Source organism: Methanolobus chelungpuianus (assembly GCF_024500045.1).
Taxonomy (GTDB): Archaea; Halobacteriota; Methanosarcinia; order Methanosarcinales; family Methanosarcinaceae; genus Methanolobus; species Methanolobus chelungpuianus.
Map to the genome: position 1 here is coordinate 357,337 of NZ_JTEO01000004.1, position 14,080 is coordinate 371,416.

General features: G+C 51.4%; 14 protein-coding genes. 5 read left to right on the top strand and 9 right to left on the bottom strand.

The features are described from left to right. The first annotated feature begins 12 nt into the window (after positions 1-12). Positions 13-831, top strand: coding sequence for a metal ABC transporter permease (locus PV02_RS06300; protein ID WP_256622530.1), 819 nt, complete (start codon positions 13-15; stop codon positions 829-831). Between the two features lie 7 nt (positions 832-838). Here PV02_RS06300 and PV02_RS06305 read toward each other — a convergent pair whose 3' ends face one another. Both PV02_RS06305 and PV02_RS06310 read right to left on the bottom strand, forming a co-directional pair. Further along, positions 839-1,510 (bottom strand): TfuA-related McrA-glycine thioamidation protein, encoded by a 672-nt coding sequence (locus PV02_RS06305; RefSeq protein ID WP_256622531.1) that lies wholly within the window; start codon positions 1,508-1,510, stop codon positions 839-841. Next, complete coding sequence (locus PV02_RS06310; RefSeq protein ID WP_256622532.1) at positions 1,507-2,784, bottom strand: YcaO-related McrA-glycine thioamidation protein; 1,278 nt, start codon at positions 2,782-2,784, stop codon at positions 1,507-1,509. Before PV02_RS06310 ends, PV02_RS06305 begins: the two co-directional genes overlap by 4 nt. A 214-nt stretch (positions 2,785-2,998) precedes the next feature. On the opposite strand from PV02_RS06310, the gene PV02_RS06315 reads away from it, so the two are divergent. The 3 genes from PV02_RS06315 to PV02_RS06325 all read left to right on the top strand — a co-directional run bounded on the left by PV02_RS06315 (position 2,999) and on the right by PV02_RS06325 (position 5,626). Further along, positions 2,999-3,154: a hypothetical protein gene (locus tag PV02_RS06315; RefSeq protein WP_256622533.1), complete on the top strand. Its 156-nt coding sequence runs from the start codon at positions 2,999-3,001 to the stop codon at positions 3,152-3,154. A 41-nt stretch (positions 3,155-3,195) separates the two neighbouring features. Continuing rightward, on the top strand, positions 3,196-4,377 hold the full coding sequence (locus PV02_RS06320; RefSeq protein ID WP_256622534.1) for a cysteine desulfurase: 1,182 nt from the start codon (positions 3,196-3,198) through the stop codon (positions 4,375-4,377). 136 nt (positions 4,378-4,513) lie between these two features. Then, positions 4,514-5,626, top strand: coding sequence for an ORC1-type DNA replication protein (locus tag PV02_RS06325; RefSeq protein WP_256622535.1), 1,113 nt, complete (start codon positions 4,514-4,516; stop codon positions 5,624-5,626). Positions 5,627-5,766: 140 nt separating this feature from the next. Here the strand turns inward: PV02_RS06325 and thsA are convergent, their stop codons facing one another. Both thsA and PV02_RS06335 read right to left on the bottom strand, forming a co-directional pair. Continuing rightward, the gene (thsA, locus tag PV02_RS06330; protein WP_256622536.1) at positions 5,767-7,413 is read right to left on the bottom strand and encodes a thermosome subunit alpha; all 1,647 of its coding nucleotides are present in this window, start codon (positions 7,411-7,413) and stop codon (positions 5,767-5,769) included. A 200-nt stretch (positions 7,414-7,613) separates the two neighbouring features. Further along, positions 7,614-7,787, bottom strand: coding sequence for a DUF5350 domain-containing protein (locus PV02_RS06335; RefSeq protein ID WP_256622537.1), 174 nt, complete (start codon positions 7,785-7,787; stop codon positions 7,614-7,616). Between the two features lie 492 nt (positions 7,788-8,279). Here PV02_RS06335 and PV02_RS06340 point away from each other — a divergent pair, with 492 nt between their 5' ends. Beyond that, positions 8,280-9,014 carry a YkgJ family cysteine cluster protein gene (locus PV02_RS06340; protein WP_256622538.1) on the top strand — a complete coding sequence of 245 codons (735 nt, stop codon included), beginning with the start codon at positions 8,280-8,282 and terminating at the stop codon, positions 9,012-9,014. Positions 9,015-9,021: 7 nt separating this feature from the next. Here PV02_RS06340 and PV02_RS06345 read toward each other — a convergent pair whose 3' ends face one another. The 5 genes from PV02_RS06345 to PV02_RS06365 form a co-directional block, all read right to left on the bottom strand. Continuing rightward, on the bottom strand, positions 9,022-10,137 hold the full coding sequence (locus PV02_RS06345; RefSeq protein WP_256622539.1) for a TIGR04013 family B12-binding domain/radical SAM domain-containing protein: 1,116 nt from the start codon (positions 10,135-10,137) through the stop codon (positions 9,022-9,024). A 16-nt stretch (positions 10,138-10,153) separates the two neighbouring features. Next, positions 10,154-10,555, bottom strand: a complete 402-nt coding sequence (locus PV02_RS06350) for a DUF126 domain-containing protein (protein WP_256622540.1) — start codon at positions 10,553-10,555, stop codon at positions 10,154-10,156. Beyond that, entirely contained in the window at positions 10,545-11,735 is a 1,191-nt protein-coding gene (locus tag PV02_RS06355) for a phosphomevalonate dehydratase large subunit (RefSeq protein ID WP_256622541.1), read from the bottom strand. Before PV02_RS06355 ends, PV02_RS06350 begins: the two co-directional genes overlap by 11 nt. Before the next feature lie 15 nt (positions 11,736-11,750). Further along, the gene (locus tag PV02_RS06360) at positions 11,751-13,013 is read right to left on the bottom strand and encodes an anhydromevalonate phosphate decarboxylase (protein WP_256622542.1); all 1,263 of its coding nucleotides are present in this window, start codon (positions 13,011-13,013) and stop codon (positions 11,751-11,753) included. Positions 13,014-13,122: 109 nt separating this feature from the next. Then, positions 13,123-13,941, bottom strand: coding sequence for an ABC transporter ATP-binding protein (locus PV02_RS06365; RefSeq protein ID WP_256622543.1), 819 nt, complete (start codon positions 13,939-13,941; stop codon positions 13,123-13,125). Between the last annotated feature and the right edge of the window lie 139 nt (positions 13,942-14,080).

A 14,080-nucleotide genomic window follows, 5' to 3' on the forward strand; every position in this document is an offset into this window, starting at 1 on the left:
CGCGAGGATCCCATGTTAGAAATACTACAATACGGCTTCATGAGGAATGCCATCATGGCAGCGATCCTTGCAAGCATTGCCTGCGGCATTATAGGCGTATATGTCGTTGTCAAAAAGGTTGCCTCCCTGAGCGGCGGCATCTCTCATGCATCCTTTGGCGGAATAGGCCTGGGATACTATCTTGGTGTGAATCCCATGTATGGGCTGGTGCCTTTCAGTCTCCTGTCTGCCATTGCAATGGGTATAACAAGTAAAAGGACCAAGGTTGCAGAGGATACTGCAATTGGTATCCTGTGGTCGCTGGGTATGGCTATAGGCATCATCCTGATCTACCTGACTCCCGGGTATGCGCCGGACCTGATGACCTACCTTTTCGGGAACATACTTACGGTGCCGCTCTCTGACATTTACCTCATGCTGGCTCTTGATGCGGTCATTATCCTGGTGGTCTATGCCTATTATAAGGAATTCATGTCCCTGTGCTTTGACGAGGAGTTCGCCACGGTGGCAGGGATCAATGTGGAGCGCCTTTATCTCTTACTGCTCTGCCTGATAGCACTGACGATAGTCCTGCTCATCAAGGTGGTGGGAATAATCCTTATAATAGCACTGCTTACCATGCCGGCTTCTTTGAGCAGCCATTATACGAAAAACCTCAGAAAGATGATGTACATGTCCATGTTCCTTGGCGCGCTCTTCAGCATTACCGGCCTGGCACTCTCATATATCTATGACGTGCCTTCAGGGGCCACTATCATCCTTGTGATGTCAGCAGTGTACCTGCTGCATTTTGTGTACCATGCTGTCAGGCCAAGGATCGTACGTGCCTGATGCTGTCCTATTCGCTGCTCTCGCCCAGCAGCTCTTTCATTTTCTCAAGGACCATTACTGCATCCTGTCTCTTGATGTCCGCTTCATGCTCCCTGCAGTAATCAAGAAGTTCTGCTGCTTTCTGTTGAGGTATGATCCCATTCCTGGCGGCCTCTTTTGTTAACCAGAAATAGTTTCTCTCTGCGTAGTGCATCCTCTTGGCAAGGCCTGTCAGCCCGGTGCAGCTTTCCTGGTCAATTATGCCTTTTGCGGAAGCAGCCAGCAGTGTCTCTCTTATGTTCACCATGGGGCTTGAGACGGGCTCAAAGGTGTCCGGATTGGTTGCCACTGCAACTTCGTCATCATCCTCGATCACCCCGTCCCTGTACCATTCATATATCCTTCCCACTCCTATCATCCCGTGAACGTCAAGCTCCGAGGCCCTCAGGGCTCCCATGCTGCACCCGCCCACCACTGTCACCCCCTCATCCATCGCCCTGATTATCTCCTTGTGGGCAACGGCTGCACGGCTGAAGAAGACCCCGTCAATGATGCCGACCAGCGTGTATCCTGCCCTGACTGCTTCTTCCATGTTCCCCCGGAACACCGGCGGACGGTAGTCAATGCCGAGTATCTTTCTTGCTTCCTCGTGGCTGATGCTCGTGCCTGTGAACACCAGCGCTTTCCTGGGACTGCTCATTTCCTGGGCCTCTGTCTCCAGGGTCTTTCCTCCGGAGATAGTTTCTTTTTCTTTCCTGCCCTTAACCGGCTTCCCATCCTTTCCCTGTCAAGGGTGTACATCTCGAAGGCAGGTACTACGGCCCTGATCACCGGGATGGGTATGCTCTTCCTTGACAGGTCCACTATTGCTGCTATATCCACAACATTACGAAGCTCCTGCAGGACTGTTCCGATATTCTCAGCAGGACTGCTTCCCGAGAGATCCTCAATATCGCTCACAGCGACCTTTTCTCCCTCGTCGTACCAATACCTGTTCATGCGCCTGATCCTGTCATAGCCGATCTGCCTGACAAAGTTCTCGCGGTCGGTATCCTCGCGTGCTCCGTGTATCTGTACCACCCTGGACTGGGCTGCTTCCGTCAGTGCTCTTTTCACTGCAATTTCCGGCTTAAGGTGGGCCCCCGCTCCCATAACAAGCAGCGCAGCATCCCTGAGCTTTATGTCATCAGTGGCTGCAACAACAGTGGTGACCCGGGTGTCGTGGGGCAGTAACCATAGCCTGACATCGACTTCATTGTCCCGGAACCTGCGCAGCAGTTCATAGTTTTCCCCGTCTTCCGGTGTAAGTATGATCTCTTTGCCGGGGGACCGGTTATACTCGGCAATACTCAGGGCGTCCCTCTCGATCACTTCCAGCAGGCCATGGAGGATCGCTTCTTCGGGCGTGTTGCCCGCAGCAAGGCCGTTGGTATTGGACCTGAACAGTTTTGCAGCTCTTCCGGGTGCGTTATATGGATGGAAGACCGCATTTGCAGGGACAGCGACCTCTTCGTTTCTGAGGAGGTCCCATCCGGTCGTCCATTCCACCAGGTGCTCCGGGGTGTAGGCTTCGGACAGAAGAAGGGATACTGGATCGACTGCAGCGCCCCTGGCAGAAGCTCCCTCGAATGTATCAATGAAGTAAGGAGAAGAGATGTCTTCCTCTATGTCCTTGTTCAGGCCGCTTCTCTCGGCAAGGCATCTTTCATAACTCTCCATCATTGCGGATATACGTGCCTGGTTCTCATTGCTCCCTTTTCCCGAATATACGGAAATAGCTCCCTCTGCGGCACTCGGCCTGACAGTTGTGATCACGGGTATGCCTATCCTGTCAAGGTCCGTTATGCCTGCAACCCGGGTAACCCCTATCCTCTCAAGTTTGCTCTTTGCATTTTCAAGGGTGGCTTCCTCACTGAGCACCCGTTGTGTGCCCTTGATGTATCGGAGCGATCTGTCTATTGTTATCTCTGGCATGTTTAGGCAGAGTTTCCTGCAGGTATTAATTTCTTACGACAATGTATGCACTCAGAATTCTGGAGGCTCTTTCCTTTCATCAGTCTGCACAGGGATATATTTATATATAAGCTTCGCTAATTTTAAAGTTCCATCGGATAGGCGTATAAAATATCAAATATATATTTGAAGTGCTTATCTGGTCAAATAAGTAAAACGAGAGACAGGAGGAATCATGAGAGACCAAAGTAAAGCTAAGACCAGATCTGACAATGTCGGGTGCTTCCTGGAAAGGTTCCATACAGTTGTGGATGGTGTTTCACCGGATAATCTCAGCGATGAGGATATGGATCTCTGCCGCTTCATGATAGGCGGCCTGCAGGCGAAGTAAGCCTGCAAAACTATTTTTATTTTCTTGACGTAGGAAGCCCTATGTACGATGTTCATTCCATCAGGGAAGACTTTCCGGTACTTAAAGAGGTTATCTACCTGGATAATGCAGCCACCACTCAGACACCTGTACCTGCGGTCAGGGCAATGGAAGAGTACTTTTTCAGGTATGCGGCCAATCATGGCAGAGGAGCTCACAGGCTTGCCCGCGAGACCACCAATCATTATGAAGATGCCAGGGAGACTGTGGCAAACTTCCTGAATGCAGATGTGAAGAAGACCATCTTCACCGGGAATGCAACCGAGAGCGTAAATACCGTCGCAAGGGGCTTCCCCTGGGAAGAGGGCGACCACATCATTGTCACTCTTGTGGAACACCATTCCAATCTTCTTCCCTGGATGCGGCTCAGGGAGCATGGAGTGGATCTCACCATCGTCAGACCTGACATCACAGGTGTTGTTGATCCGGAGGATATCAGCTCTGCAATTACCGGGAGGACGCGCCTCATAGCTGTCACACAGGTCTCCAATGTTTTTGGTTCCGTACAGGATGTCGGCAGGATTGTTAAAGCAGCTCACAGGGAAGATGTGAGGGTGCTGGTGGATGGTTCCCAGTCCACAGGCCACATGCCTGTGGATATTGGTTCATTGGATCCCGACTTCTTTGTGGCCCCGGGACATAAGGGTCTTCTGGGACCGCAGGGCACCGGTATCCTCTATATCCGGGAGCCGGATATGATAGAGCCGATGTTCCTGGGCGGGGGAATGGTACGCGCGGTGTCTGACTCCGGTTATGAGATAGAGGCAAGTCCTGCAAAGTTCGAGGCCGGAACTCCCAACATGCCCGGTGTCATCGGGCTTGGAAGGGCAGTGGAATATGTGAAGGGTATCGGTGTGAAGAAAATAGAGAAGCATGAGCTTATGCTTGCGAGGGACGCTGCCCGCAGGCTTGCGGCAATAGAGGGAGTTGAGGTCTACGGTCCCACTGACAGGTCCTCCGTTGTGCCTTTCAATGTCACGGGCATGAATGCGCATGATGTTGCCATGATACTTGACCAGACAAAGAAGATATGCGTGCGCAGCGGTTACCACTGCGCTATCCCGGGGATCGATTTCCTGGGGGTGGACGGTACCGTCAGGGCTTCGTTCGCATTATATAACACCCAGGAGGAGGTCAATAAGCTCGTTGAGACCGTCCTGAACATAGCCGCATTCGTTGCATGAGGACTCCCGGCATGTGGCTGGCGATGAGAAAGCAAAAAGTTATTATGGGCAGGTTATATTTATATAATTACAAAGCTGGCTTACATACCAGCATATCTTACTGATACATCTTATTTCATCAAAAGAGGGGCTACAAGTGACCAAGGACATGCTGCTATGGGATGAGACCATATTCAGGAACGGTGAGGTTCTTGAACTGGACTACCTTCCTGAGTATTTTGCTCACAGGGACTCCCAGATGCAGGCCCTCAAGTTCAGCCTCAGGCCTGCGATGCGGGGGATGAGGCCCGTGAACTGCCTTGTCAGGGGTCCTCCCGGAACAGGGAAGACCACCGCTGTCCAGAAAGTGTTCAACGAGATGAAAGAGCACACAGAGAACGTGGTCTTTGCCAAGATAAACTGCCAGATAGATTCCACCCGCTTTGCGGTAGTGTCCCGGATATATGAGAAGCTTGTCAATATCAAGCCGCCTACATCCGGTGTTGCTTTCAGGAAGCTCTTTGAGAAGGTGCTCAAGCAGCTTGTGGACAGCAATAAGATACTGGTAGTTGCCCTTGATGATATTAACTATCTTTTCCATGAAGGACATGCTGATGAGGTCATGTATTCCCTGCTGAGGGCCCATGAACAGTATCCCGGGGTAAAGGTCTCTGTCATTGCCATCATCAGTGACGTGGGAACTTCCTACAACTTCGATCCCAGGGTAGGTTCCGTGTTCTTGCCGGAGGAAATAAACTTCCCCAGGTACGGGCCGGATGAGATAAGGGATATCATCAGGAACAGGATACAGCACGCTTTCTTCCAGAACGTTGTGCCTGATGAGGTATGCGAGCGTATAGTGGAGTATGTAAGCACCACAGGCGATCTCAGGGTGGGCATCGATCTTCTCAGGCGCTCAGGCCTGAATGCCGAGCGCAGGGCGAGCCGTACCATTTCCATCGAGGATGTCGAAAAAGCCTATGATGCATCCCGCCTCATATATCTCTGCCGCAGCATCCGCTCCCTGTCAGAGCATGAGAGGACCCTGCTTGGCCTGATAGCAAAGGGCGGCGACCTGCAGACCGGTGACCTTTACAAGTCCTTCCACGAACTTACCGGGCTTGGGTATACGCGCTTTTACGAGATCATCGAGAAGATGAACTCTTCCCAGTTCCTTGATGCCGATTTCTCCGGGAAGGGCATGCGAGGCAGAACGCGGGTCATAAAGGCAAGATACGCTCCGCAGGATATACTGAAATGTCTTGAGTGATCCTTGTCTGCGGGTCTTTGCCTGCAGAACAACGAAACTGCAATCAGTGAGTATTTTGATGCCGCTCTTTGGGGCCGCTTAAAAAAGAAGGTGCAGCGCAGAATGATCTGCGCTTTAGATTGTTTTCACTTACCTTACACTTACATGTCCATGCCGGGCATTCCGCCTGGTGGCATGTTTGGCACCATGTCAGCACCGGATGGGCCTGCAGGTCCCTGTCTGGATGCGATGATATCGTCGATCCTGAGGATCATGACTGCGGATTCTGCAGCAGCGTTGATCGCCTGGGTCTTTACCCTGAGTGGCTCAACTACGCCGGCTTCCCACATGTCGATGACCTTGCCCTCGTAAACGTTAAGGCCTGCAGTCTTCTGGCCCTTCTCGTGGTGTGCACGGAGTTCCATGAGCATGTCTATGGGGTCAAGACCTGCATTCTCTGCAAGGGTCCTCGGGATTATCTCAAGGGCTTCTGCGAATGCCTTTACAGCAAGCTGCTCTCTGCCACTGAGGGTTGATGCGAATTCCTGGAGCCTGAGTGCGACCTCTACTTCAGGGGAGCCGCCGCCGGCTACGAGCTTCTCGTCCTCGATGGCAACGCCGACCACTCTGAGGGCGTCGTTCAGTGCCCTTTCGATGTTGTCGATCACATGCTCTGTGCCGCCGCGCAGGAGGATGGATACTGCCTTGGGGTTCTTACAGCCAGTGACAAAGGTCATCTCGTCGCCGCCGATCTTCTTCTCCTCAACGAGTGCAGCGTTACCGAGGTCTGCCTGTGTGATCTCATCAAGGTTTGTAACGAGCTTGCCGCCGGTCGCCTTGGAGAGTTTCTGCATGTCGCTCTTCTTGACACGCCTTACTGCAAATACGCCTGCCTTTGCAAGGTAGTGCTGTGCCATGTCGTCGATACCCTTCTGGCAGAAGACCACATTAGCACCGCTCTTTGATACCTTGTCGACCATGTCCTTAATCATCTTCTCTTCCTGGTCAAGGAAGGACTGGAGCTGTTCAGGGGATGTAATGGATATCTCTGCATCGACCTCTGTATCCTTGAGCTCGATGGCAGTGTTGATGAGAGCGATCTTTGCGTTCTCAACTTTCTTTGGCATGTTGGTGTGGACACGTTCCTTGTCGATGATCATGCCCTCGATGAGCTGTGACTCTTCTATGCGGGCACCGACCTTCTTCTCGATCTTGATGTTGTCCATGTCGACCTTGTTGTCCTCGTCAACAATGCTTGTAATGGCTGAGACGACGATGTTTGAAAGCACGTCTTTGTTTGCCTCTGCACCCTTGCCGGTCATTGCAGTGCCGGAAATGCTCATAAGAACGTTCCTGTCTGCTTTTGTGACCGACCTTGCCAGTGTCTTGACAATACCGCCGGCCTTCTCGGATGCGAGCCTGTACCCGGATGCAATGATGGTGGGGTGGATGTCCTGGTCGATAAGCTCCTCGGCTTTCTTGAGGAGTTCTCCTGCAATGACTGCTGCAGTGGTTGTTCCGTCCCCTACCTCTGCGTCCTGGGTCTTTGCAACCTCTACGATCATCTTTGCTGCAGGGTGCTCGATATCCATCTCTTTGAGAATGGTTGCACCGTCATTGGTGATGACGACATCTCCGAGGCTGTCGACAAGCATCTTGTCCATACCCTTGGGACCAAGTGTTGTCCTTACAGCTTCAGCGACTGCCTTTGCAGCCATGATGTTGTTGCTCTGAGCTTCTCTGCCTCTTGTTCTCTGGCTTCCTTCTCTTAATATGAAAATCGGCTGTCCAGCCATCTGTCCTGCCATTTATTTCTATCCTCCTGTTATTGGAAATTATGGAATGATTATTAATTCCTGACGTTTTCTAATGAATGTTGTTCTATATAATCGTATCGGTGCTCCCGGATAATGTACCGGAACAGCTGCTTGAGCTAAAATGAACAGCAAACCCACTCAGGGAATGATCGGGTCAATTGAAAAAAGTAGGAAAAAAGAGTGAGTTGAACTCACTTGACAAGCGCTTTCGGAGATCTCTGCATGAATCTCCTCTTGGTGCCGTTTGAGGCGTACCTCTGTGCCGGACCCGGATGAGCCTTGATCTCTTTTGATTTCTGCACTTTTATCGTTCTACCCTTGCGGCCTTTTACCTTGACCCATTCAATACTGCCAGTCTTACCCATTATAAGTCCTCTGTGAAATTTGATTATGAGATAAACAAGATAAGCAATGATGCCTAACAGGACCAGCCATATCAATATTAAGGCTGTCTATTCTCGTTCTAAGTTTACCCTTAGATGTGATGCTTGTTATTAAACCTTACGGGAATATATAATCGATGAGAAGAGGATATTAAACCGGCTCCTGCCCCTAACTCAAATTTGGTGACAGGCTCCGTAACTTAAAACCCGTTCAGGTCTTTGTCCTTGAATTAAAATGAGTTGTACCTCCTGATTTATCTTTCAGACATGGATTCACACCGATTTACACGGATTAAGATGGCATGGATTTCTAAACCAGTGATTTTTGAAATCCATGTTCACCCGCGAACATCCATGTCTCAGGAGAGATCGCGAAAAGTATCAGTCTAAATGTAAAAGAAGACGGTATTTCCAGATCCGAATCAAAATCTTATGTTTTCAGAACACCACAATTGCTTTTAAGCCGGAGCATCTATGCAGGTATGCGTTCCGCATATCCCGCAGGAGTTGGTCACCATAGGCAAATCAATAGACGTACAGATGGAATTAGCAGCAGAGGAACTGAGATTGCTGCAGGCGTATCCAGACGAGGAGCTCATTTCGATCATCAGGGAGGTAGGCTTCCGGTGTGACCTTTGCGCACGTTGCTGCACCCGGGAGTTCAATGATCACGTATTCCTGCTGGAACAGGATCTGAAGGTGATCAGGGAAACAGACCCTGGCGTCATCGAGCCTGCACCATATTACGAGCTATGTGACCAGCACGGGAACTTTTACGTTTCCGGCTACGCGTTAAAGATACAGGACGACGGCTCATGCATCTTCCTTAATGAGAAGCGATGCAGGATATACGAACAGCGCCCACTCATATGCAGGCTTTATCCCTACATGTTGCACCTGGAGGCCGACGAGGACGGTAATGTCGGGTGGAGGCAGATAAGCGGCCTTGACCTTCATGGGTGCTATCACAACGAGATAAGCGACGAGGAGTGTGAGGCGATCGCAAGGGAAGTCAGGTCATATGAGGAAGCTTTCCTGCACCAGAAACTGGAGTTCTTTAAGGCGGCCAGGAAGTATTTCCAGAAGCACGGTCTCAAGCATGTCCAGAGTGTCTATGACCGGGAAATGAGAAAAATTAACAAAGGCGGGCAGGCAAAAGTGTTTGTTTTCTGTAACGGCGGTTTCGAGGAGCGCATGGCCAGGGAATGAAACGGCATTATCCCTCCCTCCCCCATGACCCCGTAGCCTTACCTCCCAGCGCCAGTTTGCCGAGCACGCGCCTGAAGCGTTCGCTCACCTGGGATGGTACGGCATGCTCATAGGGTGTCCCGGGCAATGAGGTGAGGTAGTGGGCGTGAATATTACCTCCTTTTCTGCATATCCATTCTATCATGTCCAGGCTTTTGTCCTGGTCATCCTCGCTCTCGCCGGGAAAACCTACTATGAAATCGACCACAGGGGTGATGCCACTCTCAAAACAAAGCTCGATGCCGCGGTAGGTATCCTCTACGGTGTGGCCTCTCTGTATATCCCGCAGCACTTCGTCGCTGCCGGACTGTGCGCCCAGGTTAAGCTTTGTATTGCTGCAATACCTTGTGATAAGCCCGATGGATTCTTCGGTAATGAACTCCGGCCTGACCTCGGAGGGGAAAGTGCCAAAATAGATGTTCCTGTCCCCTATCCTGCGCAGTTCGCAGAGCAGTTTCTCCACCTTGTCAAACCGGGGATGGATACCGTCACTCCCATAGGCAAGTGCGTTGGACGAGGTGAATCTGAGGTCATTGTAGTACTTCGCCCACTTCAGGATCGAGTCAATGCTCCTGTGCCTGAGCCTGCCTCCGAAGATACGCGGGGTCTGGCAATATTTGCACCTGAAAGGACACCCCCTGCTGATCTCCAGCGGCGCCATGGCGATATCCGGATCGAAGCAAGGATATTGGTTCAGGTCCACCGGCTCCCGGGGGAGAGTGAGAACGACCTTTCCACTCTCATTTTTATATGCGATGCCTTTAACTCCAGTAACATCTCCGCCTGAATTTATAGTCTCTATAAGCTCGGGAAGGGTTTCTTCTCCTTCCCCAATTACCGCATAGTCAAAAAAACGAAGTGTCTCCTCAGGTGCGCCTGAAGGGTGAGGACCGCCTGCAATGAACACGGAATCCGTGCCCGCACCTGCGACCTCCTCAAAAACAGACTGCTTCTGCCTGCTTGCAAAGCTGTAGACCATTATCCCGTCTTTTGGGCACTTAGTTATGTGAGCCCCGGGAAGAAGCGGTGCAAGTGCGGCTAAGCTATATGAATTCTTGTTATTCCAGCGAAGATTGATGTCCATATGCCACTATTGATGTTCATTCGATTGTCTCTACGACACCGTTAGTGCCGTCAACCCTGACAGTATCTCCGTTCTTAAGTAACTTAAAGGGGTCCTGCTCCATCCTGTCAACCAGGGGAATGCCTGATATAATGGCTCCGACAGCCACTATGGGTTCGGACTCGGAGTTTATCATGGCTGCAGGTGCAACGTTGTTCTTTATCAGCTGGTACAGCACATACGAGCCTACAGTGGACCCTTTCCCGTGAGGGAACACCAGCACCCTGTCCTTGATGCACTGTCCGAAGAGTTCGTGCTTTGGCTCGACGATCACACCGGTCTTCGGGTCCACGTTGCCAAGGAAGGATATGGACTCGCAGGTAAGGAGCACCTGTCCCTCCGCTATTCCCCTGGAGATCTTCCTGCAATTAACTCTCATCCTGTACAGCCTCCCTTACGCACTGTTCAATGCTGCCGTATCTTGAGGCGACACCGCACATGCTGGGCACATAGGCAAGGGCCTTGCCGGAATTGACCATCATGCAGCGATAGTTATTAGTGGCCGGGGACACCACCATGCATGTGTCACATACTATCTTGGCCCCGCTCTTCTCAATATCCCTCACAAGATCGGGATATCTTTCTGCCACCTCCCTGGAGGTGCATATCCACATTTCCTTACGGACGTTCTTGCCTGCAAGCAGCCTTGCGATATCCTTCAGTTCCCCGGGTGAACAGTGAGGACATCCCACGGTGATTATGTCCGTTTCTTGTTCTTCTTTGCATTCAGTCTCGGATTCGTAGACTTCCAGTATCTGTTCTCTCTCAATGGTCAGATTCTCGTCAGGTCTCTTAAACTTCGACCTGATCGCCTCGGGTGTAACGCCTTCAACATGATACAGTGCAACCGCCCCGGAAGCAGCCAGCGCGGCGCCGAGGGACTTTAACTCGTCACCCGAAGGCTTCCCCTTCAGGTAGAATATCGGCACCCTGTTCCCGATAACCCTGCCTGCCACATATCCCAGTGCCCCGTAATCAGCCCCGGAAAGGTCAATATCCACTGTCACTGCCATGACAGGTTCGCGCATCTCGTCAAGGTGATATCCATAGTTTGCGGTCTTGCCCACAAGCGCGGCTGAGAGTGCCGAAGGCCCGCCTTCTCTGTTTGTCCGCGCCCCTATCACCGAATTGGCATAGCATACGGCTGATGACTCGCTCCATGCCAGGTGATCGCCGTAGCCTGCATCGAAGCCTTCCAGATAGTACGGAGTGCAGGTGCACTTTGTGCGGATGCCAAGGTTCTCATAAGCCGTGATGATCTCCTGCTGCTTTCCGGCAAACTCCGGCTCAATACCCATATCCTGCCAGCGCATCATGTCCATGCCTGCAGGATTGAGTATGGCAGGTATCCTTGCCTTGCCTTTGAGGTCGGATATCCATTCAAGTCCGGCATCTCCTATTGTCTTGTAGGACACGCCTGCTATCTGGGCGCTCTTGACGGGTATCAGGCTGTCCGCACCGTAAATGTCCCCCAGGGCCACAAGGATCTCTATGGCCTTGCGCAGGGTTTCGCCGTACTCGCCTTCCAGGGTCTTCTCTTCTTTCTTTGTAAGATACATGGGAACCTGCCGCTATCACTCAGGGGGCATTCTTGCCCTTTTGAAGCTCTCGGACTCTGCCAGTACTTTTGTTGCGTCGATGCCGACCTTTGTGGTCGTTCCGTCCGGCGCGCCCCTGGGATCAAGGGAACTGCCCCTGACGTGGGGTACTATCATGATGTCCATATCACCCTTCACCCTGGTGGCAATGGCAAACTCCACATCCTTCATATCAAATATGTCGATATCGTCATCCACCACGACCACATGCTTGAGGCTGGTGTGGCTTGCAAATGCCGCCATGATGGCATTCTTACCGTCGCCCTCGGTCTGTTTCTCTATCTGGACCACAGCATGCAGGTAGCAGCATCCGCCCTCGGTGAGCACTACATTCTTCACAGTGGTCACTTCGCTCACGGCCTTGAATATCCTGGGCTCGTAGGGCACTCCCATCATGAGCAGGTGCTCAGGCCCCGCTGGAAGGATGCCGTGATATATTGGGTCCTTCCGGTGCAGTATCCTGGTAATATGAATGACGGGCTCTTTCCTGACAACATCGTAAGTGCCGGTGATATCGACAAATGGACCCTCGTCCACGCGCTCTTTCGGGTCGATGTACCCTTCGAGCACTATCTCGGCATGCGGGACCTTTATTCCGTTGCTGCACTCGAACACCTCCAGCGGCTTACCCATGAGCGCGGCTGCATAGTTGAATTCTTTTCCTGCAGGCACCCTTGTGGTGGAAGCGTATGTGACTGCCGGGTCGGCGCCTATGACTATTGCCACAGGCAGTTTCTCTCCCTTCTCAGCAGCCTTCCTGTGCATTACATAGGTATGCCTGGGAGCCACCAGTCTTGCAGCAAGTCTGGTCCTGTCCACGACCAGAAGCCTGTGGATGGCAGCGTTCATCACTCCGCCGTACTCGGTCACAACCACACCAGCGGTAATGTAGGGTCCTGCATCCTTTTCAAAATGCGTCATAATGGGAAGCTTCGTGAGATCCACTTCCGTCTCTACCACTTCTTTTGTGGGCGAGTCCTTTACCGGCACGACCTCTCCGTCGGGGTCGACCTCGGAAAGCTTCTGTATGATCCTGTCCTTATCAACACCGAACATCGCTGCAAGTTCATCCCTGGACCCAAGGACATTCATAATAGCACGGCTCCCGTCGACATTATGGAAGAGCACAGGAGCAGGTGTCTGTTTTGCTATCCTGGGAGCTTCGAACACCCTTGAGACAGGACGTGAGATCTCGACCAGTTTACCGGCCTTTTTGAGTTTTTCGATAAATTCCCTCATACTATCATCCGTATTACAATTATGGATAGATAAAGGGAATTGTGCCTTAAATCATTATCTTTAACGCCACCGATAAAAAGGGAACCGTCCTTTCATCAGGATTTGAAAATCAGTATATTGCATGATAATAGCCGTTAATCCTGCTTACTTTTACAGGAAGGCCGAACAGATCTGACAGCTTGCCCTCGCTCAGGATCTCTTCCTTCTTCCCCTCTGCGAATACCTTCCCATCCTTCAACAGTATTACCCGGTCTATCTCCGGTATGATGTCCCCAAGGTCATGTGTCACAAGGACTATGTTCTTGCCGGCCGCTGCCACCTTCCTTGTCAGTTCACGGAACTGGTGATGGCTTTTCATATCGAGGCTGTTGGCGGGCTCATCCAGCACGAGAATCTGCGGATCGTGGACCAGGGCCCTTCCGATGAGTATTCTCCTTGCTTCGCCTGCGGACATCTCCGATATCAGTTTACCGGAAAGGTGAGGTATCTCAAGGAACTTCATCACCTCATAGGCCGTCGCAACCATTTCAGGTCTGACCCTGTGGTTGGCATATATCCCGATACTGCTGAAAAATCCTGACAGGACTACCTCCATACCGCTGATATCCCTCATGTAATCTAACTGGAGGTCACCTGATACTATACCAAGAAGACCACGGAGGTCAAAGATGTTCCAGCTTTCTTTGCCCATTATCCTGAAAACCATGCCGCTGCTGTCAGCACGGGGACGGTAATCGCCTGTGATCACTTTTATAATGGATGATTTTCCTGAGCCGTTGGGCCCTATAATTGCAATGTTCTCTCCCTGGCGGATATACATCCCGACAGAATCCAGTATCTTCCTGTCATTTCTGGATACTGTCACATTCCTCATTTCAAGGAGTGGCACTTCCTGTCCAGTTGTTTCTTCAGCAGAGGGCATCTTCATTCACGCATTTACACTCAGGTTAGCTTTTAAGGATGGCTTTTTTTCCAGATTAACCATATCAATGCTGATAAATCTTTGCAGGAATGTAAGGAAAAGACCATCTGTTCAGCCACAGGCAGACGCTATCTGGATAAGCCGC

Excerpts from the sequence above, each read along its gene's own strand:
- PV02_RS06340 (WP_256622538.1), top strand. The coding sequence starts at position 8,280 with ATGCAGGTATGCGTTCCGCATATCCCGCAGGAGTTGGTCACCATAGGC.
- PV02_RS06315 (WP_256622533.1), top strand. The coding sequence starts at position 2,999 with ATGAGAGACCAAAGTAAAGCTAAGACCAGATCTGACAATGTCGGGTGC.
- PV02_RS06345 (WP_256622539.1), bottom strand. The coding sequence starts at position 10,137 with ATGGACATCAATCTTCGCTGGAATAACAAGAATTCATATAGCTTAGCC.
- thsA (WP_256622536.1), bottom strand. The coding sequence starts at position 7,413 with ATGGCAGGACAGATGGCTGGACAGCCGATTTTCATATTAAGAGAAGGA.
- PV02_RS06360 (WP_256622542.1), bottom strand. The coding sequence starts at position 13,013 with ATGAGGGAATTTATCGAAAAACTCAAAAAGGCCGGTAAACTGGTCGAG.
- PV02_RS06300 (WP_256622530.1), top strand. The coding sequence starts at position 13 with ATGTTAGAAATACTACAATACGGCTTCATGAGGAATGCCATCATGGCA.
- PV02_RS06355 (WP_256622541.1), bottom strand. The coding sequence starts at position 11,735 with ATGTATCTTACAAAGAAAGAAGAGAAGACCCTGGAAGGCGAGTACGGC.
- PV02_RS06310 (WP_256622532.1), bottom strand. The coding sequence starts at position 2,784 with ATGCCAGAGATAACAATAGACAGATCGCTCCGATACATCAAGGGCACA.
- PV02_RS06365 (WP_256622543.1), bottom strand. The coding sequence starts at position 13,941 with ATGAAGATGCCCTCTGCTGAAGAAACAACTGGACAGGAAGTGCCACTC.
- PV02_RS06320 (WP_256622534.1), top strand. The coding sequence starts at position 3,196 with ATGTACGATGTTCATTCCATCAGGGAAGACTTTCCGGTACTTAAAGAG.
- PV02_RS06335 (WP_256622537.1), bottom strand. The coding sequence starts at position 7,787 with ATGGGTAAGACTGGCAGTATTGAATGGGTCAAGGTAAAAGGCCGCAAG.
- PV02_RS06350 (WP_256622540.1), bottom strand. The coding sequence starts at position 10,555 with ATGAGAGTTAATTGCAGGAAGATCTCCAGGGGAATAGCGGAGGGACAG.
- PV02_RS06305 (WP_256622531.1), bottom strand. The coding sequence starts at position 1,510 with ATGAGCAGTCCCAGGAAAGCGCTGGTGTTCACAGGCACGAGCATCAGC.